Below are 24,381 nucleotides of genomic sequence, written 5' to 3'. Positions count from 1 at the left end.
GCCGGACGTAACGCCGGTAGTCTCGAGGGGTGCCTCGCGGTGATGGACGGCTGACGCACGATCTCGATCCCCACTCTCCCGGACCCCAGGACGCCTGCGGCGTCTTCGGCGTCTGGGCGCCGGGGGAAGAGGTCGCGAAGCTCGCCTACTTCGGTCTCTACGCTCTGCAGCACCGCGGCCAGGAGGCCGCGGGCATCGCCGTCTCCGACGGCACCTCCGTGGTGGTCTACAAGGACCTCGGGCTGGTCAGCCAGGTCTTCGACGAGCCGACCCTGGGCAGCCTGCGCGGCCACCTGGCGGTCGGCCACACCCGGTACTCCACGACCGGTGCCTCCACGTGGGAGAACGCCCAGCCCACCTTCCGCACCACCGAGGCCGGCACCGGCCTGGCGCTGTGCCACAACGGCAACCTGGTGAACACCGCCGAGCTGGCCAGCCGGGCCGCCGACGCCGGGGTGCCCGGGGCGTTCGCCTCCACCACCGACTCCGACCTGGTGACCGCGCTCATCGCCGCCCACCAGGACCTCTCGGTCGAGGCCGCGGCGATGGAGGTGCTGCCGCAGCTGCGCGGCGCCTTCAGCTTCGCCTTCATGGACGAGAACACCCTCTATGCCGCTCGCGACCCGCAGGGGGTGCGCCCGCTGGTGCTGGGCCGGCTGGAGCGCGGCTGGGTGGTGGCCAGCGAGACGGCGGCCCTGGACATCGTCGGCGCCTCCGTCGTCCGCGAGGTGGAGCCCGGCGAGCTGATCGCGATCGACGAGGACGGGCTGCGCAGCCAGCACTTCGCCCCGGCCGAGCCCAAGGGCTGCGTGTTCGAGTACGTCTACCTGGCCCGGCCGGACACGACGATCGGCGGCCGCGGCGTGCACGCGGCCCGGGTCGAGATCGGCCGGCGGCTGGCCAAGGAGCACCCGGTCGAGGCCGACCTGGTCATCCCGGTCCCCGAGTCCGGCACCCCGGCGGCGGTGGGCTACGCAGAGGCCTCCGGGATCCCCTACGGCGTGGGCCTGGTCAAGAACTCCTACGTGGGCCGCACCTTCATCCAGCCCAGCCAGACGATCCGGCAGCTGGGCATCCGGCTCAAGCTCAACCCGCTGCGCGACGTCATCCGCGGCAAGCGGCTGGTGGTCGTCGACGACTCGATCGTCCGCGGCAACACCCAGCGGGCGCTGATCCGGATGCTGCGCGAGGCCGGCGCCGTCGAGGTCCACGTGCGGATCGCCTCGCCGCCGGTGAAGTGGCCGTGTTTCTACGGCATCGACTTCGCCAGCCGTGCCGAGCTGATCGCCAACGGCCTCGACGTCGACGGCGTGCGCGCCTCCATCAACGCGGACTCGCTCGGCTACGTCTCCGAGGACGGGCTGATCGCCGCCACCGAGCAGCCGGCCAGCCGGCTGTGCACCGCCTGCTTCACCGGCAGGTACCCGATCCCCCTGGGGGAGCCCGAGGTACTCGGCAAGCACGTGCTCGAGGGCATCGGGCGCCGCGTGGACGAGACCCGGGCGGTCAGCGGCTGGACCGGCCAGCAGGCCGGCAGCGCCACCGTGCCCGGTGGTGCCGACGACGCGCTGGGCCGCCCGTGAGCGAGAAGCCGTTCACGTACGCCGCATCCGGTGTCGACATCGACGCCGGGGAGCGGGCCGTCACGCTCATGCGGACGGCGGTGGAGAAGACCAACCGCCCGGAGGTCGTCGGCGGGCTGGGCGGGTTCGCCGGGCTGTTCGCGCTCGACACCGCGAAGTACCGCACGCCGCTGCTGGCCTCCTCCACCGACGGCGTCGGCACGAAGATCGCCCTCGCCCGGCAGCTGGACCGGCACGACACCGTCGGGATCGACCTGGTCGCGATGGTCGTCGACGACCTGGTGGCGTGCGGGGCCGAGCCGCTGTTCCTCCAGGACTACGTCGCCTGCGGGCGGGTCGTCCCCGAGCGGATCGCCGCGATCGTCACCGGCATCGCGGCCGGGTGCACCCGGGCCGGCGCGGCGCTGGTCGGTGGGGAGACCGCCGAGCACGGCGACCTGATGGCGCCCGACGACTACGACCTCGCCGCCACCGCGGTGGGCGTCGTCGAGGCCGACGCCGTGCTGGGCCCGGAGCGGGTCCGCGACGGCGACGTCGTCGTGGCGATGGCCTCGAGCGGCTTCCACTCCAACGGCTACTCGCTGGTCCGCCGGGTGGTCGCGGCCGCGGGCCTCGACCTCGCTGCCACCCCCGCGGGGCTGGACCGCCCGCTGGGGGAGGTGCTGCTCGAGCCCACCCGGATCTACGCCCGGGACTGCCTGGCGCTGGTGGAGCGGTTCGGCGTCGCGGGCGTGCACGCCTACGCGCACATCACCGGCGGCGGGCTGGCCGGCAACACCGCGCGGATCGTCCCCGATGGGCTGGAGGCCGTGCTCGACCGTGGCACCTGGGCGCTGCCCCCCGCGGTGCGGCTGCTGGAGGAACACGGGGTGCCGCGCGAGGAGTCCGAGCGCGCGTTCAACTGCGGCGTCGGCATGGTCGGGGTCGTCAGCCCCGACGTCGCCGACGACGTGGTGGCGGCGCTCGACGAGCGCGGCGTCCCGGCCTGGGTCGCCGGCACCGTCCGCCCCCGTACCGGGGACGCCGCCGCCCGACCGGTCGGCACCTACCGCTGATCCCGGACGGTTCGCGCGAACCGTCCGGCGGGGGTGGCGCACCACGACGACACCGAGCACCACGACGACACCGCGGGCCCCCGAGGGGGTCGCGGTGTCGTCGTGGTCAGACCGTGCGGCTCAGACCCGGATCAACGGCTGGTGGCCCAGTCGTCGTCGGTGTCGTCGTCCGCCCACCGGTCGGTGTACTCGTCGTCCTCGTCGTCGTCCGTGCCCACCCGGGACGGGGTGTACGGAGACGGTGAACCGGCCAGCTCCCGCTGCAGAGCGGAGAGATCGGTGTTCGGTGAGCTGTACTTGAGCTCACGGGCCACGCGTGTCTGCTTGGCCTTCGCTCGGCCGCGCCCCATCGGCTCGACCCCCTCATTACGGAGTGCGGGAGCCCGGCTCCGGGCTGAACGGCCCGCGTGGCGACCCCGACTGAGTGACTGTGTCTGCACCGAGCTTACGACACCGATCGACGACGAGCACGGGTCTCCCCCCGCTGTCCCCCTACCGGGGGCCGCCGGCCCGTGCCGCCGGCCCGTGCCGCGGGCCGGGATCGGCCGATTCACCTGGGGTTATGACCGGCCAGCGCCGTGCACTGCCGCTCCGGCGTGGCCCCGGCCGGCCTGGTTCGGCCGCCGGCGGCGAGGAAGCTCACAGGGCCGCCGTCGAGGTGGTCGTCGCCGGGAGAGTCCACCGCCGGCGACTCGGGCGGGGCGAAGGGCCGAGGTCAGCGGGGCAGCCGGATCGTCGCCAGCCGGCCGACGCGCGCCATGCGCTCCTCGGCCAGCCGGTCGGCGGCCACCGCGGGGGAGATCCCCTGCTCGTCGGCGGCCCGGAGCACCCGCAGGGTGGTGTCGAAGATGCGCTCGGTCTTGGCCTCGGCGCGGGCGAAGGAGAACCCGTGTCAGCCGTCGGCTCTACTACTACTATTTAACTCGTGACCACCGCCACACTCCCCCGTCGCACCCGGTCCCGCAGTGCGTTTGCCCCAGTGGATGCCCCGGTGCGTGTCGCCCTCTATCTGCGGCAGTCGCATGACCCCGGCCGCTACCGCGACGATGAGGAGGGGCGCGCGATCGACCGGCAGCGCGCCGCCTGCACTGCCCACGCCGAGCGCCGAGGCTGGACCGTGGACCCCTCGTTGATCTTCCCCGAGAACCACACCAGCGCGAGCAAGCGCCGGAAGCGCCCCATCTATGACGAGATGCTGCGCCGGATCGAACGGGGCGACATCGACGTGGTGGTCGCGTGGGCGCTCGACCGGTTGCTCCGCCGGCCGGTCGAGTTGGAGGACCTCATCGACCTGTGCGAACCCCTGGGGGTGCGCGTGATCACCGTGCAGGGCGACCTCGACTTCGAGACCCCGCAGGGAAAGCTCGCTGCCCGTACGTTCGCCAGCATGGCCCGCTTCGAGGCAGATCAGAAGGGAGAGAGGCAGCACCTGTCGGAGGTGCAGGCGGTCGAGCAGGGGCGGCCCCCGCGTCGAAGGGCGTTCGGCTACGCCAAGGGCGGCATGACGCTGGTCGAGGACGAGGCCGCCGCCGTCCGCCAGGCGTACAAGATGCTGCTCGCCGGCTCGTCGCTGGCGAGCATCGCCAGGTACCTCAATGGTGAGCGTCGCCCGGACGGGGCCGAGGGGCTGAACGGCGGCCGCGGGCTGCGGACCACGCTGGGGCGCGAGTGGGAGCCCACCGCGGTCCGCAAGCTCCTGCTCTCCCCGCGCTACGCCGCGATCCGGGCCTACGGCGGCGAGGAGACCGGCCCGGGGACCTGGCCGGCGATCGTGCCGGAGGCCACGCTGCGGCAGGCGGAGGCGCTGCTGACCGCCGCGGAGCGCCGGACGTCCGGCGGGTCGACCGCCCGCAAGTGGCTCGGCGCCGGGCTGTTCCGCTGCGGCAAGTGCGACGCCGAGGGGATCGACTCCGACGTCCAGTCGCGGTACCGGGCCGCGGGCGAGCGGATTTACTCGTGCCGGCGAAAGAAGCACCTCACGCGGCTCGCCGACCCGATCGACGAGGCGGTCCTGCTCGTCGTGGAAAAGCGCCTGCGCCGACCCGACGTCGCCGACCTGTTGGCGGCCGACGACCCCGAGGTCGCCCGGCTGACCGACAAGGCCAGCGTCCTCCGCGCCAAGATCAAGCGCATCGAGAACGACTACGGCGACGGCGAGATCAGCGCCCGAGTGATGCGCGAGCAGAAGGCCCGTCGGAAGGGTGAGCTGGACCGGGTCAACCGTCGGTTGGCCGCCGTGACGGCGAGATCGCGGGTGGCCGCCGTGGTGTCCGCCGAGAGCCCGCCCGAGGCCTTTCTGGCGCTGGACCTCGGCGCCCGGCGGGCCGTCATCGACGCCCTGTGCCGGGTCGTCCTGCTCCCCGGTCGCCCCGGCCGGCGCCCGTTCGACCCGGACACGATTCGGGTCGTCTGGCGCGCCTGACGCCCCACCCACACAAGGCCCCTTCGGAACGTTTCCGAGGGGGCCTTTTTGTTTGTCCTGGTCGCCGCGGAAATGGCGGCCAGGAGTGTCAATACACGCGTCTGCACAGGACCCGAAACGGTGCCCGCGGCGTGGTCGAGTGGGGCCAGCGGACCCAACAGGGAACCGTATGTCCCCTCTCGATGAGGGGATGTTTCGAACAGGTGCTCGAACGGGGTTCGCCGCCCTGAATCCATGACCCGTGGAGCACACCGCCGATGAGCACCGACGCCCGCGCCCGAGTCACCCCCGCGCACGTCGCCCACCGAACCCAGGCCGCGACCAAGTACATCCAGCGGATCACGACGACGTGGCCGCACCTGCCGCTTGAGACCCGCCGCCGCCTGGCCGACATGCTCCTCGCCGAGCCCGAGGACGACGAGACATGACCGTCGAGCCGCGGGCGCCCGACGGCGACCTCGACGCCTGGGCCGAGCGGATCGCCACCGAGGCCCCCAAGCTCACCGCCGCGCAGCGGAAACGCCTCCGAGTCCTGCTCCGGCCGCCCGCCCGCAGACCGGCGGGCGCCGCATGACCGCCGCACTCCGCGCCGTGCCGGTCAGACGGACGTGAAGAACGCCGCCGACCGGCCAGTCGACGGCGCTCCGGTGAAGCACGAGCCCCCTCGGCCCGCCCGTCAGGGTACGACGTCCCCGGTCCCGGCGGCGCTCTCCGGTACGAGGCCAGGTGGCCGATGACCGTCGACCGCTTCCGATGGCAACTCGCGCTCCGGGGCGACGGCGAGCTGACGGCCACGGTGAGGCTGGTCGGCCTCACGGCCTCGACGCACGCGGACCGGCACGGGCGCCGGGTGTTCCCCGGCGTCGCGCTGCTTGCCCGCGAGTGTGCGCTCGGGGAGCGAGCCACCCGGGCCGCGCTGGCCACCCTCCGCGACAGGGGGTGGCTGGTCCGCGAGAGCAGCGGGTCGGCCCTCGGCCGGCGGGCCGTGGCCGATGTGTACCGGCTCGCCCTGCCCGCGGGAACAGCGGCACCACATACCGGTGATCCGAACGGAACAGCGGCACCGCGTGCCGGTGATCGGAGCAGAACAGCGGCACCGCATGCCGGTGATCAGGTGCCGGAACACCGGCATTTCACGACAGGAACACCGGCATTTCACGACAGGAACACCGGCACCAGGTGCCGCCCAAATAGTCATGAAGAAGTACAAGAAGGGGAGACGCGCGCGACGCCTCCCCCCACCCCGAATCCCCGGCACTGCGACAAGCACGCCTACGACGACTTCGTTGAAGTGTCATGCGTCGCCTGCATGCGGGCCCGCGAGCGGCACGAGCGGCAGCAGGCCGAGGCCGACAGGCCGCCCCCCCGGCCCCCGTGGTGCGGGGAGTGCGACGAACGCACCCGGCTGCGCGAGACCCCCGACGGCCTCGCCCAGCGCTGCCGGCAATGCCACCCCAACGCCCGCGATCAGTCGTGAGTACCCCCCGAGCCGGATCCCGACATCGAGCCCGACGATCGCCCGCCGACGACCGCGGCGGGCAGCACCGCCCACCCGAAGAGAAGGAGACCGCCATGACCACCACGAGTCCCCGGCGGAAGGGCCGCGCCCGCCGGCGGCCGGAGGACCGCCTGCGCCCGGTCGAGCCGGTCCGCGGCCAGCTGCCTTTGCCCGAACCGGATCCCGACATCGAGCTGCAGCAGCAGCTCCCGCAGCAGACCTCCCCGGAGGCCGCCGAGTGAGCCCCCCCGGGGAGGGGTTCCCCGGGGGCGTCCCCCGGGGGACGTGGCGCTCACGAGTGAAGGTGTCCGGCCTGCCGGGCCCGGTCGTGGTGGTCGCCGCGCAGCTGTCGTGCTTCGCCGCCGACGACGACGCGACCGATGTTGCGATGCCCCCCGTTCGCTTGCTGGCCGAGGCCGCGCAGATCCCGGCGCGGGTCGTCCGGCGAGCGCTGTCGGCGCTGGTGGCGGCCGGGTGGGTCGCCCTCGACACCGGCCCCGGATACCCGGTGGCCCGCTTCTGCATCCCACGCCACGCTGGGCCCTCCCCGGCCCGGCGCCGCCCCACCCCCGGCGCGAGGCGCTGACCCCGCCAGCCGCCCAGCGCCCCCAGGCCCGCCCGACGGGCCATCCCCGGTGTTCGGGGTGGCGAACAACGCCTGGTGGCGCTGAGCCGGTCGAGGCCACGTCCGTCCACACACCAGCGAGAGGACCACGATGAGATCCCGCGCGAACCGGAGTAGGCAGACAGCAGCCGCGGCAGCCATCCGCGCTGAGCCGCAGCCGATCGACAGCGCCGACGTCGACCGGCTCCGAGCCCGCTTCGCCGCCGGAGATCAGACGACGCGGCCAGCGCGTGAGCAGCGTGAGCAGCCGCAGCAACGTGAACAGCAGCCGCAGGTCGAGCAGCAGCGCGTCGAGGCGACGACATCCGAGCGGCGACGACCCGGCCGCCGCGGCGGGGCCAAGGCCGGGCACCGCGGGTACCGGCCGCCCGAGACCGAGACCGAGACCGAGCCCGAGCCACCGCCGCGGCCAGCGCCCGCAGTGTCCGGCCTGCACTGCCGCGCATGCCTCACCGAGCGGCTCACCTGGCGAGCGGCCCGTCGTGATGGCCGCTGTCCCCGCTGCCGGCCCGACCCCCGCCGCCGCGGCGCCCCCGAACCGCCCGCGAGCTGGCAGCCGTGACGCCACGGGGAAGGGGGTGTCGATCTTCGCGGGGGTCACCCCGACCGCCCCGCCGGTAGGTGGACATCCCCCCGTTTGACCCCCCGCCATCGTGTGCGGGCGTGTGTGCGGGCGGGCGCACGCACGGGCGTGCGCGCGAGGGGGCCGTGTCGGCGGCTCTGGCCACACTGGACGGACCTGGACATACGGGTATCGCCGACCTCAGGAGAGGGATCATGAACACCCTGGACACCCGAGTCATGCGCGACCTGTTTGAGCAGATGATGGCCGCGGTGAGCGCCCGGCCGGACGCTGACCACCTGCTCGCCGCGCTGGCCGCCGGGCGGACGTACTTCCTCGGCGTGGAGGCGCCGGTGCCCGCGCTGGCGGCGTTCATCGCCGACCGCGAGATCATCCGGGTTCCGCTGACCGAGCTGGTGCCGCTCGACGACGTGCTGTAGCGCGGTTCTGTCGGCGGCCTCGGCTACGCTTCTGACAGGCGGTCGTCCTCGCGGTCCTGGCATGGGTCGCGGCGAGGGGGCCGCTCCGATCACGCCGCAGCACCCGGTTCGTGCCGCCCCGGGACACCCGGCCGCCCATCCCGGCCGCGCCGTCCCAGCCGGAGATCCGCGCCGCTGCACCTGGTCACCGCCCTCGTGCGAGCTTGCGCGCCCCGCAGCACCCGGCCGCCCCATTCCGGCCGCGCCGCCGCAGCCGCGTCGACAAACGACGCCGCCGAGGGATGACCCGTTCACGCAGAGCGAGATCACCATGAGCGACCAGATCATCACCCGGCTGCGGCAGCGTCACGACGACGCGGTCGCCCGGCGGCAGCGGATCGTCGACGCCGTCGAGGCCGAACGCCGCACCAACCTCTCCGCCGCGGAGGACGCCCAGTTCCGGGCGCTGACCCGCGAGATCGGCGAGTACGCCGCCCGGCTGGCCGAGCTCGGTCAGCAGGACGAGCTGCTCGCGCTGTCCCACGCCGGCGCCGCCCGCCGGCTCCGGGCCGGGTCGGTGGGGGAGTACCGGGACGGGGAGCCGCTGGGCGAGGGCCAGAGCTTCCGGGGCTTCGCCCGCGCGCAGGGGCTGGTGCCGGCCGAGCACGAACAGCAGGAGCTGAGCCTCCGCAAGTGGCTTCGCGGCGTGGCGACGGGCGACTGGACCGGAGCCGAGGCCGAGCAGCGCTCGATGACCGGGGCGACCCCGGCGGCGGGCGGGTACCTCCTCCCGACGCTGCTCAGCGCGTCCGTGATCGACAAGGCGAGGGCCGCGACTCAGGTGATGCGTGCGGGAGCACGGGTGTTTCCGATGGCCGCCCGCGTCGTGGACGTGCCGCGTTGGGAAGGCGACCCGTCGGTCGCCTGGCGTCAGGAAGGCGCGGCCATCCCGCCGTCGGACGGCGTGATCGGCACGGTGCGGCTCACCGCCCGGTCCCTGGCCGGCCTGACCAAGGTGACCAGGGAACTGCTGGAGGACGCCCCCGAGGCCGACGACCTGCTGGTCCAGGCCTTCGCGGCCGTCGTCGCGAGGACCGTGGACAAGGTCGCGCTCCTGGGCTCCGGCACCGCCCCGGAGCCCAGGGGCATCAAGGCCACCCCCGGCATCCAGACGACCGCGTTCGGCGGGGCGAACGGGGCGGCGCCCACCAGCTACGACGTCCTGATCGACGCCGTCGGAAGCCTTCGTGACGTGAACGAAGAGCCCACCGCGGCGATCTTCTCGCCGCGCACCGGCCGCAGCTTCGCCAAGCTCAAGGCCAGCGACGGGCAGCCTCTGCGGGCGCCGGACTACCTGGACGGGGTGGCCCGCTTGGAGACGTCGACGGTGCCCAACGACCTCACCGCCGGTGCCAACTCCGACGCCTCCGACGTGATCGTCGGGGACTACAGGAACCTGCTGATCGGGGTTCGCACCGACCTGCAGGTCACGCTGTTGACGGAGGCATTCGCCACCACCGGGGAACTTGGCGTGTTGGTCTGGTGGAGGGGTGACATCGCCGTCGCCAGGCCGGCCAGCTTCTGCGTCGTCTCCGGGATCCGGCCGTGAACCTGACGGCCACCCGGGCGGACGCCGCGGCCGGCACGGACGCGGCGGACGTCGCCCAGTTCGACGCCACTCGCTGTGAGCACGACAAGCTGCGGGAGGCCTGCTGGCACCACCAGTACGCCGCGGCGGCGGCCACCGGCCGGCTGGTGCCGGAGGCGGTCATCCGGATCGGGGGCCCGGACGCCGGCGACTGGTGGGGGCTGCCCGTGGTCGACTACTGAATCCTCGGGCCCACGGGGCGTCAAAGTCACCGGCCGCCCACGCGCCTTTCATGCCGGACTCAGTCCGGAGCGCGGGCCGGAATCTATGGGCGTGGTTCGCCGCGGCGGAGCCTGGCGGCCGTCGCGGCGAGGGGGCGGGTCGTTCCCTTCCGCCTCGACCCCACGCCCAGCGCCGACGGGCCCGACCCCGGCCGCCTCGGCCCCGCGTCTTCCTTGTCCGCGGGGCCGGGGCGGCCCCTACGTGCAGGCACGGGCAGGGCCGTCGTGCTGACCGCGGGGTCGCACCGGGACCGTCCCTGTGTCGGCCGCAAGCATCCTGGTGTCATCTGCACCAGGGTGGTCATGCCCGACACCATGATGCTTCGCCGGCCCCCGTCCCCGCCGGGGGGAGGGGGTCAGCGGGGTCAGGTCGCCGCCACGGCGTGATCGGCGGCGGCGAGCAGGGCGTGGGCGAGCTGCCGGGCCTGGGCCGGGGGCATGGGCCACTCGTCGACGGTCGCGATGACTCGGGGCGGCCCGTCGCCGGGGTCGTGGACCTCGACCTCGGCCGTGCAGCCGCCGAGGAGGTCGATGCGTGTGCTGCCGCCGGTCATCGTGTCCATGGGGTCCGTCCTCTCGGGATCCAGGCCGGTGGGGCCGCCCTCCATGCTGGTCCCGGGCACGAGTACGGCCGAAGGGCCGAAGGTCACCGAAAGCGATCAATCCCGCTACACCCCGTGTCTAAATCGTTGAGACACATTGCCCGCGCCGAGGGGGACGTCCGGTCGACTGACGGTCCCCCTCCGGCAGGGGACTGTCCCCGCCCGCACCCGGGTGACACGCCCCGCCCGTTGCGCTGCGGAGTCGGCCACGGTCTGCGCGCTGGGGGATGGTCGGCGCGCGCGCCCACCATCCCCCAGCTGGAACGACGGGGCGTAGCGCAGCCGGTCCTTGCTGGTGCTGGGAGAAGGGCAGGGGGTCAGCGCGGCGCGCGGACCTCTCTCGTTGTCGCCTCCTGCGGGTAGCCCCGGTTGTCGCGGTGCTCATAGAGGGCGTGCTGGTCGTCGGGCAGGACGTGCCCCGACGGGCACATCAACGTCCGGGGGTCCGCCGTGTACCCGGGGTCCGGCCGCCCGATGACGTCGAAGCGGCCGGCGTGCTCGACGAGCCGGGACTCGCACGTCGGGCAGTGCAGGTTGTGCAGCGACTCGATCCACACAGCAGTAGTCATGCACTTGATCGTGGGGCACATGACGCCCGCCACCGTCGGCGTGCCGGGACTGCTGGCCCCAGGAGCCCCAGGAGCCCCAAGAGCCCCTGTACCCGTCGTTCCAGTCGAGGGATGTGGGCGGCGCTCGGCCGTCGGCCACGCCCAGGGGCGGAGGTCACCGAATGGGCCGCCGCCGAGGCGGCCACCGGCAAGGCCGGTCGCCTGACGAAGGTGTGCCGGGCCGGTGTCTACCCGGTGGATAGGAGCCTGGCCGGCCGTCCCTAAACGGCCCATTTAGGGACAGAGGGACGATTGCCGGGCCTTTGACGCAAGACGTCCAAGAAGCTGCCGCCGGCAACATGCGCTACCGGGTGGCTGTCCCTGCCTGTAGTCCAGTCAGCCAGTGCAGGAAAACAGGCCAGATCAGCTCACTCAGCCGCGAATACCCGGACGCCCCCGGGTGCGCGCCGTCGATCGACGCCACCTCGGACATCCAGTCCTCGTCTCCTATGAGCGATGCGGCGATCTCGACGTAGAGAGCGCCGCGGTCGGCGCACCGCTTGCCCAGGACCTGGGAGAGCTCCTCGATGCGTTCGTTCTGCTGCGGGTCGTCGATCAGCGCGGGACCGATGACCAGTACGGACCAGTGTGCCGCGGCGGCATCATCGAGGATCTGGTCGAGAGCGGCCACCGTGTCCGCAATGGTGGCGCGGCGGCAGCCGGAGGCGACGGTGGTGTCGTTGATGCCGCTGCCGACGACGACGCCGAAGACGTCACCGTCCCGCAGGCGCGGCAGCGCCTCCGGAATGAACCGGCGCTGGATGTCGGGGGTGGTCTCGCGGCGGACGCCGAGGTTGTAGCCGGTGAGGTTCCAGCCGGTTGTCCGGGCGCGGGCGAGGACTCGCCCCACCCACCCGAGAGCCGACGGATCCCCCACCCCGGCCGTGTAGGAGTCGCCGAAGAAGGCGATGCGGACGTCTGGCGATGAGTTGTCCACCCGCACAGGGTTCCTCATCGGCCTATCGACGGTTCGCGGGAGCCGCTCGTGCGGTACCGCCCGGTGTCCCTCACGCCGCCTTTGCGGCGCGCCCTGGGTGTCCCGTAGCGGCCCACTTAGGGACACGTTGGTTCACGCGGGGGATCGCGGGAAGATCGGCGCGTGGAGAACCTCCCCGCATTCCTTCTGGCTCGCATCACCGAGGACGAGTCAGCAGCCCGCGCGGCGGTAAAGGTGATCGACTCCCGCGAGACCGCCGGTTGGTACTGGAGCGGCGCGGGGGATGCGGTCTTCCTCGATGGAACCAGCGTCCCTGTGGCCTGTGGCCCGTGGAAGCAGTTGATGGATCAGGCGTCGGCTCGTCACATCGTTCGAAACGACCCTGAGCGCGTGCTCGCCGAGTGCGACGCCAAGCGGCGGATTCTCTCAGCCCACAGAAGCGCCCAGGACGCTGTCACCGCGACAGCACGCGACGATCCCACGCCATCAGAGCGTCTGGGCGCTGTGGAAGCGCTCGGCCTGGTCCTCCGCTTCATGGCCGTGCCATACGCCGATCACCCGGAATACAACCCGGAGTGGATGCCATGAGGCGCCGATGCAACCTGCGACGGTCGAGCGGCGCCTGTCCCTAAAGCCGCCTTCACGGACGTGAGCCACGTGACGAGCCTGGTGCGGGTTCTGCCAAGTCGTCGTCCTCCCGGTCACCTGGCCCATGGCGGAGGTGAGGCAGGCGCCGGGCGGCTACCAGCCGCGGGCCGGAACTCGAATCGTGGCGAGCCGGCCGACGCTCGCCATCCGTTCCTCGGCCAGCCGGTCGGCGGCCGCCGCGGGGGAGATGCCCTGCTCGTCGGCGGCCCGGAGCACCCGCAGCGTGGTGTCGAAGATCCGCTCGGCCTTGGCCTGGGCCCGCTCGAAGGAGAACCCACCCCCACCGCCGGGAATTAAGGCGGAGGAGCCGTGGCGCTCGTCCTCGACCTGGATCACCCCGCCGGCGTTGACCAGGTAGTCCGGCGCGTAGAGCATTCCGCGCCGGACGAGCTGCTCGGCGATGCCCGGGTGGGCCAGCTGGTTGTTCGCGCCGCCGCAGATGATCTCCGCGTCGAGGACCGCCACCGTCTCGTCGTCCAGGGCGCCGCCGAGGGCGCACGGGGCGTAGACGTCCGCCGGCGTGCGCACCAGCGTCGCAGTGTCGGCCACCGCGTCGACCCCGGGGTGCCTGGCCAGGACCCGCTCGACGGCTCCGGCGTCCACGTCCGTGACCACCACGTCGGCGCCTTCCTCGACCAGCCGGTCCACCAGCCAGCCGCCCACCTTGCCGACACCGGCGACGGCGACGGTGCGCCCGGCCAGCGACGGCTTGCCCCAGCGGTGCTGGGCGGCCGCGCGCATGCCCTGGAAGACGCCGAAGGCGGTGAGCACCGAGGAGTCGCCGCAGCCGCCGTAGGTCTCCGACCGCCCGTGGGCGAAGCGGGTCTCGCGGGCGACGACGTCCAGGTCGGCGTTGGTCGTGCCGACGTCGCACGCGGTCAGGTAGCGCCCGCCCAGCGACTCCACGAAGCGGCCGTAGGCGCGCAGCAGCGGCTCGGTCTTGGCGGTCTGCGGATCGCCGATGACGACGGCCTTGCCGCCGCCGAGGTCGAGGCCGGCCAGGCTGTTCTTGTAGGCCATGGCCTTCGACAGGGCCAGCGCGTCGGCGACGGCGGCCTCCTCGCTCGGGTACGGGTAGAACCGCGTGCCGCCCAGCGCGGGGCCCAGGGCCGTGGAATAGATGGCGATGACCGCCCGCAGCCCGGACGCCGGGTCGGAGCAGAAGACGACCTGTTCGTGGCCGGAGCCGAGAACGTCCACGACGGCGAGCCTAGAAGGAGCCGTCCCTGGAAGTCCTCGCAGACTCGGAGCACCCCGGGGATGGGCCGCTACTCGAACGGGTTGTGGCCCGCCTCGATCTGCTCCGCGAACTCGGTGAGCGCTTCGAGGTCGGGAGTGGCGCCGGCCGAGCGCACCACCTCCTCCAGGGCGGCCCGCACCTCGTCCGCCGGCCGGCCGGACGAGCTCCGGGCGACCACGGACAGCCGGGGCCGCACCTGCTCGCTCACCTGCTGCGCCAGCCGCCGGGACGGGGGACGGAGGAAGTGCAGCAGCTCGCGCTGGAGCGCCGCACCGATGGGCGGCTTCCGGGACATGGCGGTTCCTTCCTGCGTCGATGCCGGTCCGTGGTGCGGCGGACGACGGAGGATGACGACGCTCCGCCGGTCGGCCCCCGGGGGTGGGCCCCGGCGTCCGCGCCCCTCCCGCGCCACCTACTGTCCCGCGCCGTGACGCGCGGCTTCCGTCCGCTCGGCGTGGCGGTGGTGGGTTTCGGCTGGATGGGGCGCGTGCACGCCCAGGCCTACGCCCGCGTGCGGCACCACTTCCCCGAGCTGCCGGTCCTCCCCGAGCTGGTCGCCGTCGCCGACGAGGTGCCGGGCCGCGCGGAGGAGGCGGCGGCGCAGTTCGGCTTCGAATCGGTGACCCACGACTGGCGGGACGTGCTGGCCGAGCCGCGCGTGACGGCGGTCAGCATCACGGCGCCCAACTTCCTGCACCGCGAGATCGGCGAGGAGGTGGCGCGGGCCGGCCGTCACGTCTGGATCGAGAAGCCGGTCGGCCTGACCGCCGAGGATGCCCGGGCGGTGACCGCAGCCGCGCGGGAGGCGGGCGTGCGCAGCGCGGTCGGGTTCAACTACCGGCACGCCCCCGCGGTGGCCGCCGCCCGCGAGATGATCGCCGCCGGTGAGATCGGGGAGGTCACGCACGCGCGCTTCCGCTTCTTCAGCGACTACGCGGCCCACCCGGACGGCGCGCTGACCTGGCGGTACGAGGCCGGCCGCGGTGGCAGCGGGGTGCTCGGCGACCTGGCCTCGCACGCGGTCGACCTGACCTGGTACCTGCTGGGCGAGATCGCCGCACTGACCGCGGACGCCGCGGTGTTCATCCCGGAGCGGGCCCGCCCGACGGGCGCCACGGCCGGGCACGTCCGCGCCGCGGGGGGCGCGCGGGGGCGGGTGGGGAACGACGACTACGTCTCCGCCCTGCTGCGCACGGTGTCGGGGGCGCGGGTCGTCCTGGAGGCCAGCCGCGTCGCCGTCGGGGAGCAGAACAGCTACGGCTTCGAGGTGCACGGCACGGCCGGCGCCCTCTTCTGGGACTTCCGCCGCATGGGCGAGCTGGGGGTCAGCCGCGGTGGGCTCTACCAGGACCAGCCGGTCAGCGCCGTGTACGTGGGCCCCGGCGCCGGGGCGTACGCGGCCTTCCAGCCCGGCTCCGGCATGGCCATGAGCTTCGACGACCTCAAGGTCATCGAGGCCGCGGAGTTCCTGCGGTCGATCGCCGACGACCGCCCGCACGGCGCCGAGCTCGGCGACGCCGTCCGGACCGCCGTCGTCCTCGAGGCGATGGCCCGCTCGGCCGCTATCGGGGCCTGGGTCGACGTCCCCGCGAACTGAGCCGGCCCGCCGGGGTGTTGACGGAAAATGTGGCCCGTGCCACATTCCTCATGTCAGTTTGTCCGGACATATGGAGCGTCGCACCTTCCGTGCTCCGGGTGATCGTGGGCCTCCGTGCGTTGGTCGCGGATGCCGAGAGGAGAGGCGATGGCGCCCGATGCAGCCGGCCCTTCCGTTCCGCAGCGCGTCGAGCGCCGGCGCCGTCGCCGTCGGCACCGAACCGCTTCCCCCGCGTGCGCGGGCGCTGGACGATGCCTGCAGCCACGTGCCGATCGTCGTCCCGCTCTCCCGTTCCACCCCCGCACGCCCATCCCCGCGGCTTGCCCTCCCGGTGGGTCGCACGACGAGAGGAACACTCGATGAGACGAGTCGGGAAGCCGCTGCAGGTGCTGGCCGGGGCCGGTGCTCTCGCCCTGGTGGTGGCCGGGTGCAGCAGCGAGGGGGGCGCGCAGAACGCGGGGGGTGGCGGCGAGGAGTTCACCATCGCGATGGTCACCCACGAGGCGCCGGGTGACACCTTCTGGGACAAGATCCGCGCCGGGGCCGAGCAGGCCGCGAGCGATCACGGCATCACGCTGAACTACTCCAACAACCAGGACGCCGGCGAGCAGGCGACGCTGATCCAGAACGCGATCGACAGCGACGTGGATGGGCTGGCCACCACGTTGCCCACTCCTGACGCCATCGGTCCGAACGTGCAGAAGGCGATCGAGGCGGGCATCCCGACGGTCGCGTTCAACGCCGGCATCACCGACTACGAGCGGTTCGGGATCCCGATGTACTTCGGCTCGGACGAGGACCTCGCCGGCCAGACGGTGGGCTCGAAGATCGCCCAGGAGAACCCCGGCCACACCGTCTGCGTGATCCAGGAGCAGGGGCAGGTCCAGCTCGAGGCGCGCTGCGCCGGCGTGGCGAAGACCTTCCCCGACACCGAGGTCCTCTACGTCAACGGCCGGGACCTGCCGGCGGTGCAGCAGACCATCGGGGCCAAGCTCCAGCAGGACGCCTCGATCGCCAACGTGGTGACTCTGGGCGCCGACATCGCCCTCGCCGCCCAGCAGTCCAAGACCGACTCCGGCAGCCAGGCGTCCATCGCCACCTTCGACCTGAACGCCGACGTCGCCGAGCAGATCGACAACGGCGGCATCGCATTCTCGGTCGACCAGCAGCCCTACGTGCAGGGCTACATGGCCGTGACGGCGCTGTGGCTGAACCTCACCAACGGCAACGACATCGGCGGCGGGGGGCCCGTCCTGACCGGTCCGTCGGTCGTCGACCAGAGCAACATCGGCCCGATCGTCGAGTACGCGAACAACAACACCCGGTAGTCCCCCGAGGGGAGCCGGGTCACCCGGCTCCCCCGCATTCGCTGGGAGCAGTCCATGAGCTCATCCGTGGTGACGAAACCGTCGGCCGCGCCCCCGGCTCCGCCTCCGGGGCGCGCCGAACGATCCCTGGTGTCCCGCGTGCTCGCCCGCCCCGAGGTCGGCGCGCTGGCCGCGGCGATCGTGATCTTCGCGTTCTTCTACGCCATCGCCCCGCCGTTCCGGACCCTGCCGGCGCTGGCGACGGTCCTCTACGCCTCCTCGACCATCGGGATCGTCGCGGTCGGTGTGGCGCTGCTGATGATCGGTGGCGAGTTCGACCTGTCCGCCGGTGTCACGGTGACCACGACCGCGCTCGCCTCGGCGATGATCTGCTACCAGTTCAGCCTGAACATGTGGGTCGGCGTCGTGGTGAGCCTGCTGATCGCCCTGGTCATCGGGTTCGTCAACGGGTACCTGGTGGTGAGGACCGGTATTCCCAGCTTCCTCATCACGCTGAGCACCTTCTTCATCCTGCAGGGCGTCAACCTCGGCGTCACGAAGCTGGTCACCGGCACCGTGGCCACGCCCAACACCAGCAACCTCGACGGGTTCGACCAGGCCAGGGCCATCTTCGCCAGCGACGTCCCGCTCGGGTTCATGACCGTCAAGGTCACCGTGCTGTGGTGGTTGGTGTTCGTGGCCGTCGGCACCTGGCTGCTGCTGCGCACCCGCACCGGCAACTGGATCACCGCCTCCGGCGGCAACGCCGCCAGCGCTCGTGCCGTCGGCGTGCCCGTCCGCAGGGTCAAGATCGGCCTGTTCATGGGCGTGTCGTTCCTGGCCTGGTTCCTCGGCATGCACCTGCTCTTCAACTTCAGCACGGTGCAGGCCGGCCTCGGCGTCGGCAACGAGTTCATCTACATCATCGCCGCGGTCGTCGGCGGCGCTCTGCTCACCGGTGGTTACGGCTCGGCCGTCGGCTCGGCGCTCGGTGCCTTCATCTTCGGGATGACCACCCAGGGCATCGTCTACGCCGGCTGGGACCCGAACTGGTTCCGGACCTTCCTGGGCGTGATGTTGCTGCTCGCCGTGATGGTCAACCTGTACATCAAGAACTACGCGGCCCAGAGGAGATGACGTCGTGACCGACACCCTGGCCGAACACGCCGCCCGCGACCTGAAGGCCGGCACGCCGCTGGTCGAGATGGACGGCTGCGGCAAGAGCTACGGCGCCATCCGGGCGCTGGAGGGCATCAACCTGACGGTCAACGCCGGGGAGGTCGCCTGCGTGCTGGGTGACAACGGAGCCGGCAAGTCCACCCTCATCAAGATCATCTCTGGGCTGCACCCGCACACCGAGGGCACGGTCAAGGTGGACGGCAAGGAGGTCCACTTCGGCTCGCCGCGGGAGTCGCTGGACCACGGCATCGCCACGGTCTACCAGGACCTGGCCGTGGTGCCCCTCATGGAGGTCTGGCGCAACTTCTTCCTCGGCTCGGAGATCCGCAAGGGCAGCTACCCGCTGGCCCCGCTCGACATCAAGGCCATGCGGGAGATCGCCGACGCCGAGCTGCAGAAGATGGGCATCGTCGTCAAGGACATCAACCAGCCGATCGGAACGCTGTCGGGTGGGCAGCGGCAGTGCGTCGCGATCGCCCGGGCGGTGTACTTCGGGGCTCGGGTGCTGATCCTCGACGAGCCGACGGCGGCGCTCGGCGTCAAGCAGTCCGGCGTCGTCCTCAAGTACACCGCTGCCGCCCGCGACGCCGGGCTGGGCGTCGTCTTCATCACCCACAACCCGCACCACGCCTACCTGGTGGGCGACCACTTCATCATCCTGAAGCTCGGCCGCCGGGTGCTGGACAAGAAGCGCTCCGAGGTCACCCTGGAGGAGCTCACCACCGAGATGGCCGGCGGGCAGGAGCTCGCCGCCCTCTCGCACGAGCTGGAGCGCTGATCTCCGCCACCGGTCCGCCTCACCGGGGCGGTCGGCCCGGTGGTCCGGTCGTCGACCGCACGACCAGGCGCGGGGCCAGGACGACCTCGCGGTGCTCGGTCCGGCCGCCGTCCAGCCGCTCGACGAGGGCGGCGACGGCGTGCTCGACGAGCCCCGCCGCGTTCTGGCTGACCGTCGTGAGGTCCACGTGCGCCAGGCGGGACAGCGGGCTGTCGTCGTAGCCCACGACCGAGATCTCGCCGGGGACGGCGATGCCCGCCCGGCTGAGCGCGTCGAGCAGCCCCACGGCGACGCGGTCGTTGAACGTCGCGACCGCCGTGGGCCGCGGGCTCCCCGCGGTCAGGACGGCGGCCGCCCGGATGCCGGCCTCCTCCGCGTGGTCACCGGGGACGACCCGGACGCGGTCGCGCAGGCCGTGCCGGCGCATCGCGCGCCGGTACCCGCCCCGCCGGGCGGCGGCGATCTCCCCGGCTCCGCCGTCGACGTAGGCGATGTCCGCGTGCCCCAGCCCGGCCAGGTGGTCCACCGCCCGGCTCACCCCCTCGTCGTCCGCGGCCCGGACGACGTCGACGCCGGGGGAGCCGAGCGCGCGCCCTACCACCACGACCGGGAGCTGGCGGTCCAGCTCCGCGAGCCAGGCGGCCGGTGCGTCCGGACCGAGCAGGACGAGCGCCTCGCACCGCGAGTCCAGCAGTGTCTCGACGGCCCGCCGCTCGTCCCGGGTGCGGGTGAGGGTGCTCAGGACGAGGTCGTACCCGTGCTGCTCGGCCGCCTCGTGGACGTCCTCGACCAGCTCGCCGTGGTAGTCGCTGCGGACGTCCATCATCACGCCGATCAGCCGGCTCCGGCGCCGGGCGAGCAGGCTCGCCGCGCGGTCGGCGCGGTAGCCCAGCCGGGCGGCGGCCTCGAGCACGCGTTCCCGGGTGGCCGCGCTCGGGCCGTGCGCGCCGCGCAGGACGAGCGATACCGACGCCGGCGACAGGCCCACCTCGGCCGCGACGTCCGCCAGCCGCGGCCGCCGTCTCTCTCCCGTTTCGTTCATCCCGCTCCCATGTCTTGACATAAGCGCCTACCGCTCGGATGATTCACCCTTATCTTAAAGCGCTTTAAGCGCTGTTCTCGGGATCGTTCCCGGCCCTGCGCGAGGAGGGCTCCACCCATGAAGCTCGGTGCTGCACCGCCGTCCTGCACGACCGGGACCCGGTTCCTCGCCGCGCTGCAGAAGGTGGACCCCGGCATGGCGGTCGCCATCGAGCACGAGGACCAGGAGCTCGACCCGATCGAGGGGCTGCGCACTGCCGCGCGGACCCTCCTCGACGCCGCACGCGGGATCTGACCCGCCGCACCCCGTCCCCCACCCCCGGAGCAGACCGTGACCAGTGCACCGACGGCGATGGAGTACGACCCGTTCAGCCCGGAGTTCCAGGCCGACCCGTTCCCCGTGTACCGGTGGATGCGGGACGAGGCGCCGGTGTTCCGCAGCGAGAGGTGGAACTGGTGGGCGCTCTCCCGGTTCGAGGACGTCCGGGCGGCCGCGACGGACCCGGAGACGTTCCTCAGCTACGAGGGCATCGACATCGACGACACCGCGAAGGACCAGAGCGGGCCGGGATTCCTGCCCGACATCGACAACCCGCGGCACGACCAGATCCGCCGGGTCGTGCAGCCGCACTTCCTGCCCCGCCGGATCGCGGCCCGCGAGGACGCCATCCGCGAGGTCGTGCGCGGGCTCGTGGCGAGGTGGCGGGACCGGGGCGAGGTCGACCTGGCCCAGGAGCTGGCCTGGCCGATGCCCAACGAGGTCTTCTTCGCCGTGCTCGGCCTGCCCAGCGCCGAGGAGGGGGACCGGGCCCAGCTCGACCGCTGGGTGCACGAGCTCAAGGACCGCCGTCCCGGCGACCCCAGCCTGACCCCGGTCGCCCGGGCGGCCACCGAGGGCATCCGGGACTACTTCATCCGGCTGCTGGAGGACCGGCGCGCCCGTCCGCGGCAGGACGTCGTCAGCGAGCTGGTCCGCGCCGAGATCGACGGCGTGCCGTTCGCGGACGACCACCTCGAGCCGGCCTCGGAGATCCTCGGCCTGATGATGGTGCTCTTCCTCGGCGGGGTGGAGAGCACCGCCGGGCTCACCGGCTCGCTGTTCAAGCTGCTCGCCGACAACCCCGACCAGCGGGCGCTGCTGCAGCGGGACCCGGCCCTGCTCCCGGCCGCGGTCGAGGAGACGATCCGCCACTCCAGCCCGCTCCAGCTCGTCGGCCGCACCACATCCCGCGAGGTCACCCTGCACGGCGTGACCATCCCGGAGGGCGGCCGGGTGGTCCTCGTCTACGGCGCGGCCAACCGCGACGAGCGCCAGTTCGCCGACCCGGAGTCCTTCGACGTCACCCGCGGCCGGTTCCGCCACCTCGGGTTCGGGGAGGGCCGGCACGGCTGCCTCGGCGCCCCGCTGGCCCGGCTGGAGGCGAGGGTCGCGCTGGAGGAGGCGCTGCCCGTCCTCGGCGACTACACCCTCGCCGGCCCGCCGGTGCGCTACGCCACCACGCCCAACATGTACGTCTGGTCGCACCTGCCGCTGTCGTTCCCGGTGCCGGCCGCCACGACCCCCCGGGAGCAGCGATGACCCCGACCGCGAGCCGGCCGCACGTCGAGACCGTGCAGCACCGGACCACCAGCGTGACCCTCGTCGGCTCCGAGTTCGAGGCCGACGTCCGCGTGGAGGGCAAGCGGGAGGGCGCCGAGGGCGTCGTCGTCCTGACGCTGCGCGAGGTGGCCGATCAGCCGCTGCCGCCGTGGACGCCGGGCGCGCACGTCGACCTGGTGCTCGACGGGATGCGGACCCGGCAGTACTCCCTCTGCGGCGATCCCGCCGACCACCACGTGTGGCGGCTGGGCGTCTTCCGCGAGGCCGACGGCCTCACCTCGGTCTACGTGCACGAGCGGCTGCAGGTCGGCGACGTCGTCCGGGTGCGCGGGCCGCGCAACAACTTCCCGCTCGTCGACGCCTCGCGGTACCTGTTCATCGGCGGCGGGATCGGTATCACGCCGCTGCTACCGATGATCGCCGCGGCGGAGGCCGCCGGTGCCGACTGGCGGCTGGTCTACGGCGGCCGTCGGCGGGACTCGATGGCCTTCCTCGACGAGCTCGCCCGGTACGGCGACCGGGTGTCCGTGCGGCCGCAGGACGAGACCGGCCTGCTCGACCTCGACGCGCTGCTGGGCACGCCTGCCGACGGCACGCGGGTCTACTGCTGCGGACCCGAGCCGCTGCTCGCGGCCGTCGAGCACCGGTGCGCGAGCTGGCCGGCCGGTTCGTTGCACGTGGAACGGTTCACCGCCAGGCCGCTGGCCGAGCCGGCGCGCACGGAGGCGTTCGAGGTGGTGCTCGCGCAGAGCGAGCTGACCCTGCCCGTGCCGCCGGACCGCTCCATCCTCGAGGTGGTCGAGGAGGCCGGCATCGCCGTCCTCTCCTCGTGCGCCGAGGGCACCTGCGGCACCTGCGAGACCGGCGTCCTCGAGGGCACCCCCGACCACCGCGACTCGGTGCTCAGCCCCGAGGAGCAGCAGGCCGGCGACTGCATGATGATCTGCGTCTCCCGGGCCTGCACCGCGCGTCTGGTGCTCGACCTGTGAGCGCGCCGGTGGGGGTGGCGCTGATCGGGTCGGGGCGGATGGGCTCCTTCCACGGCGAGACGGTGGTCCGGCGGCTGCCCGGGGCGCGGCTGGTCGCGGTGGCCGATCCGGCACCCGGAGCGGCGGAGCGGCTGGCCGCGGCGCTGGGTGCCGGCCGCGGCTACGCCGACGTGGCCCGGGTGTGGGAGGACCCGGCGGTGGATGCCGTCGTCGTCGCGTCGCCCGCCCGGACGCACGCGGCCCTGGTGGTCGCCGCCGCGGAGGCGGGCCGGCACGTGTTCTGCGAGAAGCCGATGGCGGCCACCCTCGCCGACGCCGACCGGGCCATCGACGCCGTCCGCGCGGCCGGGGTGGTCCTGCAGGTCGGGTTCAACCGGCGGTTCGCGCCCGACTGGCGGGCCGCCCGCGTACTGCTGGACGCCGGCACGCTGGGCACGCCCCGGCTGCTGCGGTCGCTGACCCGCGATCCGGGCGGATTCGACCCCGCGCGCGTCCCGCCGGACACGATCTTCCTCGAGACGCTGATCCACGACTTCGACACGTTGCGCTTCCTCCACCCCGGCGCCGAGGTCGTCGAGGTGCACGCGGTCGCCGACGCGCTGGTGGAACCGGGGTGGCGGGACCGCGGGCTGCTCGACACCGCCGTCGTCGTCCTCCGGTTCGACGACGGCGCGATGGGCGTCGCCGAGGCCTGCTTCGAGGCCGCCTACGGCTACGACGTCCGCGGGGAGGTGCTCGGCTCCGGCGGCATGGCGACCATGGGCGACGGCCGCCGCGGCGGGCTGGCCTTCTCCGGCCCGGCCGGGCGGGTCGTCGAGACCGTCCGAGGTGACCAGGAGCTCTTCCGGGACGCCTACACCGCCGAGCTGGGCGCGTTCGTCGAGGCGGTGCGCAGCGGGGGACCGGCGCCGGTGACCGGGGAGGACGCCCGCGCCGCCCTGGCCATCGCGCTGGCCGCGGCGGAGTCGGTGCGCGCCGGGCGGCCGGTCCGGATCGACGAGGTGGAGAAGTGAGCTCCTACCGGCTGGCGGCGTCCGCGGAGATGCTCTTCCTCGACCTCCCGTTCACCGAGCGCGTACGGCGGATCGCCGGCCTCGGCTTCGAGGTGGAGATCTGGGACTGGACGACCAAGGACGTCGATGCGCTGGTGCGGACCGGCGCCGCGTTCTCGTCGATGACCGGCTACGTCAGCGGCACCCTGGCCGACCCGCACGGTGCCGAGGAGCTGCTGCGCACGGCCGCGGAGTCGCTGAAGGTGGCCGAGCAGCTGGACTGCCCCCGGCTCAACGTGCACGGGACGGGGCTCGACGGGCGGGGACTGCCGGTGGTGCCCGCCGAGCGGGTGACCCCGGCGATGTGGCTCACCGCTGCGCGCACGCTCGAGCGCCTGGCGGAGCTGGGGGAGCGGGCGGGGCGGGTCTTCACGCTGGAGAACCTCAACACCGCCGTCGACCACCCGGGCACCCCGTTCGCCCGGGCGGCCGACACGATCGCGCTGGTGGAGGCCGTCGGGAGCCCGCACCTGCGGCTCAACCTCGACCTCTACCACGCGCAGATCGGCGAGGGGAACCTCGTGCAGCTCGTCGAGCGGGCGCTGCCGCTGATCGGGGAGGTCCAGGTGGCCGACGTCCCCGGGCGGTGCGAGCCCGGCACGGGGGAGATCCACCACCCCGCGATCGCCGCCGCGCTGCACCGCCTGGGCTACACCGGGGTCGTCGCCCTGGAGGGCTGGGCCTCCGGGGATCCCGCGGCGGCGCTCGACCGCTTCCGCGCCGCCTTCAGCCCCTGAGACGGGGGGACCGGCGCCGGCGGAGACCTGTCT

26 protein-coding genes and 1 pseudogene are annotated in these 24,381 nt (G+C 73.1%); 20 read left to right on the top strand and 7 right to left on the bottom strand.

The window, feature by feature from the left end:
- Window positions 1-29: 29 nt before the first annotated feature.
- A complete protein-coding gene (gene purF, locus BMZ50_RS01615) occupies window positions 30-1,583 on the top strand; it encodes an amidophosphoribosyltransferase (RefSeq protein WP_091320372.1) in 1,554 nt (517 codons plus the stop codon).
- Window positions 1,580-2,638: a phosphoribosylformylglycinamidine cyclo-ligase gene (gene purM / locus BMZ50_RS01610; RefSeq protein ID WP_091320370.1), complete on the top strand. Its 1,059-nt coding sequence runs from the start codon at window positions 1,580-1,582 to the stop codon at window positions 2,636-2,638. Before purF ends, purM begins: the two co-directional genes overlap by 4 nt.
- Window positions 2,639-2,769: 131 nt before the next feature.
- Here purM and BMZ50_RS01605 read toward each other — a convergent pair whose 3' ends face one another.
- The gene (locus BMZ50_RS01605) at window positions 2,770-2,988 is read right to left on the bottom strand and encodes a DUF3073 domain-containing protein (protein WP_091320367.1); all 219 of its coding nucleotides are present in this window, start codon (window positions 2,986-2,988) and stop codon (window positions 2,770-2,772) included.
- A 641-nt stretch (window positions 2,989-3,629) separates the two neighbouring features.
- Here BMZ50_RS01605 and BMZ50_RS01600 point away from each other — a divergent pair.
- From BMZ50_RS01600 to BMZ50_RS01580, 9 genes are all read left to right on the top strand, one after another.
- Window positions 3,630-5,060, top strand: coding sequence for a recombinase family protein (locus BMZ50_RS01600; protein WP_177212587.1), 1,431 nt, complete (start codon window positions 3,630-3,632; stop codon window positions 5,058-5,060).
- Between the two features lie 257 nt (window positions 5,061-5,317).
- Complete coding sequence (locus BMZ50_RS23935) at window positions 5,318-5,488, top strand: hypothetical protein (RefSeq protein WP_177212586.1); 171 nt, start codon at window positions 5,318-5,320, stop codon at window positions 5,486-5,488.
- Window positions 5,485-5,634 carry a hypothetical protein gene (locus BMZ50_RS23930; protein ID WP_177212585.1) on the top strand — a complete coding sequence of 50 codons (150 nt, stop codon included), beginning with the start codon at window positions 5,485-5,487 and terminating at the stop codon, window positions 5,632-5,634. Before BMZ50_RS23935 ends, BMZ50_RS23930 begins: the two co-directional genes overlap by 4 nt.
- Before the next feature lie 159 nt (window positions 5,635-5,793).
- Complete coding sequence (locus BMZ50_RS23535) at window positions 5,794-6,537, top strand: helix-turn-helix domain-containing protein (RefSeq protein WP_143087052.1); 744 nt, start codon at window positions 5,794-5,796, stop codon at window positions 6,535-6,537.
- A gap of 95 nt (window positions 6,538-6,632) precedes the next feature.
- On the top strand, window positions 6,633-6,800 hold the full coding sequence (locus BMZ50_RS23925; RefSeq protein WP_177212584.1) for a hypothetical protein: 168 nt from the start codon (window positions 6,633-6,635) through the stop codon (window positions 6,798-6,800).
- Between the two features lie 62 nt (window positions 6,801-6,862).
- Window positions 6,863-7,144: a GntR family transcriptional regulator gene (locus BMZ50_RS01595; RefSeq protein WP_143087051.1), complete on the top strand. Its 282-nt coding sequence runs from the start codon at window positions 6,863-6,865 to the stop codon at window positions 7,142-7,144.
- Window positions 7,145-7,960: 816 nt separating this feature from the next.
- Window positions 7,961-8,185, top strand: coding sequence for a hypothetical protein (locus BMZ50_RS01590; RefSeq protein WP_091320354.1), 225 nt, complete (start codon window positions 7,961-7,963; stop codon window positions 8,183-8,185).
- A 310-nt stretch (window positions 8,186-8,495) separates the two neighbouring features.
- Entirely contained in the window at window positions 8,496-9,773 is a 1,278-nt protein-coding gene (locus BMZ50_RS01585; protein ID WP_177212583.1) for a phage major capsid protein, read from the top strand.
- Window positions 9,770-9,994 (top strand): hypothetical protein, encoded by a 225-nt coding sequence (locus BMZ50_RS01580; protein ID WP_091320348.1) that lies wholly within the window; start codon window positions 9,770-9,772, stop codon window positions 9,992-9,994. Before BMZ50_RS01585 ends, BMZ50_RS01580 begins: the two co-directional genes overlap by 4 nt.
- Window positions 9,995-10,398: 404 nt before the next feature.
- On the opposite strand, the gene BMZ50_RS01575 is transcribed toward BMZ50_RS01580, so the two are convergent.
- The 3 genes from BMZ50_RS01575 to BMZ50_RS01565 all read right to left on the bottom strand — a co-directional run bounded on the left by BMZ50_RS01575 (window position 10,399) and on the right by BMZ50_RS01565 (window position 12,180).
- Window positions 10,399-10,596, bottom strand: a complete 198-nt coding sequence (locus BMZ50_RS01575) for a hypothetical protein (protein WP_091320346.1) — start codon at window positions 10,594-10,596, stop codon at window positions 10,399-10,401.
- A gap of 356 nt (window positions 10,597-10,952) precedes the next feature.
- Window positions 10,953-11,204 carry a hypothetical protein gene (locus BMZ50_RS01570; protein ID WP_143087050.1) on the bottom strand — a complete coding sequence of 84 codons (252 nt, stop codon included), beginning with the start codon at window positions 11,202-11,204 and terminating at the stop codon, window positions 10,953-10,955.
- Between the two features lie 343 nt (window positions 11,205-11,547).
- Window positions 11,548-12,180 (bottom strand): GDSL-type esterase/lipase family protein, encoded by a 633-nt coding sequence (locus BMZ50_RS01565; protein WP_177212582.1) that lies wholly within the window; start codon window positions 12,178-12,180, stop codon window positions 11,548-11,550.
- A 162-nt stretch (window positions 12,181-12,342) separates the two neighbouring features.
- Between BMZ50_RS01565 and BMZ50_RS01560 the strand changes: the two genes are divergently transcribed.
- On the top strand, window positions 12,343-12,768 hold the full coding sequence (locus BMZ50_RS01560) for a DUF6221 family protein (RefSeq protein ID WP_091320335.1): 426 nt from the start codon (window positions 12,343-12,345) through the stop codon (window positions 12,766-12,768).
- A gap of 153 nt (window positions 12,769-12,921) precedes the next feature.
- Here the strand turns inward: BMZ50_RS01560 and BMZ50_RS01555 are convergent, their stop codons facing one another.
- Together BMZ50_RS01555 and BMZ50_RS01550 are read right to left on the bottom strand one after the other, a co-directional pair.
- Complete coding sequence (locus tag BMZ50_RS01555; protein WP_091320331.1) at window positions 12,922-14,028, bottom strand: Leu/Phe/Val dehydrogenase; 1,107 nt, start codon at window positions 14,026-14,028, stop codon at window positions 12,922-12,924.
- A 68-nt stretch (window positions 14,029-14,096) separates the two neighbouring features.
- Window positions 14,097-14,363, bottom strand: coding sequence for a hypothetical protein (locus BMZ50_RS01550; protein ID WP_091320327.1), 267 nt, complete (start codon window positions 14,361-14,363; stop codon window positions 14,097-14,099).
- Window positions 14,364-14,495: 132 nt separating this feature from the next.
- Between BMZ50_RS01550 and BMZ50_RS01545 the strand changes: the two genes are divergently transcribed.
- From BMZ50_RS01545 to BMZ50_RS01530, 4 genes are all read left to right on the top strand, one after another.
- Window positions 14,496-15,665, top strand: coding sequence for a Gfo/Idh/MocA family protein (locus BMZ50_RS01545; protein ID WP_245753245.1), 1,170 nt, complete (start codon window positions 14,496-14,498; stop codon window positions 15,663-15,665).
- Between the two features lie 359 nt (window positions 15,666-16,024).
- Entirely contained in the window at window positions 16,025-16,993 is a 969-nt protein-coding gene (locus BMZ50_RS01540) for a substrate-binding domain-containing protein (RefSeq protein ID WP_091320324.1), read from the top strand.
- Window positions 16,994-17,122: 129 nt separating this feature from the next.
- Window positions 17,123-18,109 (top strand): ABC transporter permease, encoded by a 987-nt coding sequence (locus BMZ50_RS01535; RefSeq protein ID WP_245753243.1) that lies wholly within the window; start codon window positions 17,123-17,125, stop codon window positions 18,107-18,109.
- A gap of 4 nt (window positions 18,110-18,113) precedes the next feature.
- On the top strand, window positions 18,114-18,929 hold the full coding sequence (locus BMZ50_RS01530; protein WP_091320317.1) for an ATP-binding cassette domain-containing protein: 816 nt from the start codon (window positions 18,114-18,116) through the stop codon (window positions 18,927-18,929).
- Between the two features lie 19 nt (window positions 18,930-18,948).
- Here the strand turns inward: BMZ50_RS01530 and BMZ50_RS01525 are convergent, their stop codons facing one another.
- Window positions 18,949-19,971 (bottom strand): LacI family DNA-binding transcriptional regulator, encoded by a 1,023-nt coding sequence (locus BMZ50_RS01525; protein WP_218146046.1) that lies wholly within the window; start codon window positions 19,969-19,971, stop codon window positions 18,949-18,951.
- A gap of 117 nt (window positions 19,972-20,088) precedes the next feature.
- Here BMZ50_RS01525 and BMZ50_RS23530 point away from each other — a divergent pair, with 117 nt between their 5' ends.
- The 4 genes and pseudogenes from BMZ50_RS23530 to BMZ50_RS01505 all read left to right on the top strand — a co-directional run bounded on the left by BMZ50_RS23530 (window position 20,089) and on the right by BMZ50_RS01505 (window position 24,348).
- Window positions 20,089-20,265 carry a hypothetical protein gene (locus BMZ50_RS23530; protein WP_143087049.1) on the top strand — a complete coding sequence of 59 codons (177 nt, stop codon included), beginning with the start codon at window positions 20,089-20,091 and terminating at the stop codon, window positions 20,263-20,265.
- A gap of 36 nt (window positions 20,266-20,301) precedes the next feature.
- Window positions 20,302-22,559: pseudogene (locus BMZ50_RS25340) on the top strand (cytochrome P450).
- The gene (locus BMZ50_RS01510; protein WP_245753241.1) at window positions 22,556-23,572 is read left to right on the top strand and encodes a Gfo/Idh/MocA family oxidoreductase; all 1,017 of its coding nucleotides are present in this window, start codon (window positions 22,556-22,558) and stop codon (window positions 23,570-23,572) included. Before BMZ50_RS25340 ends, BMZ50_RS01510 begins: the two are co-directional and overlap by 4 nt.
- On the top strand, window positions 23,569-24,348 hold the full coding sequence (locus tag BMZ50_RS01505) for a TIM barrel protein (protein WP_091320306.1): 780 nt from the start codon (window positions 23,569-23,571) through the stop codon (window positions 24,346-24,348). The genes BMZ50_RS01510 and BMZ50_RS01505 overlap by 4 nt, the downstream gene beginning before the upstream one ends.
- The last annotated feature ends 33 nt before the right edge of the window (window positions 24,349-24,381 follow it).

Source organism: Geodermatophilus ruber (assembly GCF_900114385.1).
Classification (GTDB): Bacteria; Actinomycetota; Actinomycetes; order Mycobacteriales; family Geodermatophilaceae; genus Geodermatophilus; species Geodermatophilus ruber.
Note: the sequence above shows the minus strand (reverse complement) of the source record. Positions and strands in the feature narration are given on the sequence as shown.

Coding starts and splice junctions, on each gene's coding strand:
- BMZ50_RS23930 (WP_177212585.1), top strand. CDS start 5,485: ATGACCGTCGAGCCGCGGGCGCCCGACGGCGACCTCGACGCCTGGGCC.
- BMZ50_RS23925 (WP_177212584.1), top strand. CDS start 6,633: ATGACCACCACGAGTCCCCGGCGGAAGGGCCGCGCCCGCCGGCGGCCG.
- BMZ50_RS01550 (WP_091320327.1), bottom strand. CDS start 14,363: ATGTCCCGGAAGCCGCCCATCGGTGCGGCGCTCCAGCGCGAGCTGCTG.
- BMZ50_RS23530 (WP_143087049.1), top strand. CDS start 20,089: ATGAAGCTCGGTGCTGCACCGCCGTCCTGCACGACCGGGACCCGGTTC.
- BMZ50_RS23935 (WP_177212586.1), top strand. CDS start 5,318: ATGAGCACCGACGCCCGCGCCCGAGTCACCCCCGCGCACGTCGCCCAC.
- BMZ50_RS01585 (WP_177212583.1), top strand. CDS start 8,496: ATGAGCGACCAGATCATCACCCGGCTGCGGCAGCGTCACGACGACGCG.
- BMZ50_RS01525 (WP_218146046.1), bottom strand. CDS start 19,971: ATGAACGAAACGGGAGAGAGACGGCGGCCGCGGCTGGCGGACGTCGCG.
- BMZ50_RS01540 (WP_091320324.1), top strand. CDS start 16,025: ATGAGACGAGTCGGGAAGCCGCTGCAGGTGCTGGCCGGGGCCGGTGCT.
- BMZ50_RS01590 (WP_091320354.1), top strand. CDS start 7,961: ATGAACACCCTGGACACCCGAGTCATGCGCGACCTGTTTGAGCAGATG.
- BMZ50_RS01605 (WP_091320367.1), bottom strand. CDS start 2,988: ATGGGGCGCGGCCGAGCGAAGGCCAAGCAGACACGCGTGGCCCGTGAG.
- BMZ50_RS01575 (WP_091320346.1), bottom strand. CDS start 10,596: ATGGACACGATGACCGGCGGCAGCACACGCATCGACCTCCTCGGCGGC.
- BMZ50_RS01570 (WP_143087050.1), bottom strand. CDS start 11,204: ATGACTACTGCTGTGTGGATCGAGTCGCTGCACAACCTGCACTGCCCG.
- BMZ50_RS23535 (WP_143087052.1), top strand. CDS start 5,794: ATGACCGTCGACCGCTTCCGATGGCAACTCGCGCTCCGGGGCGACGGC.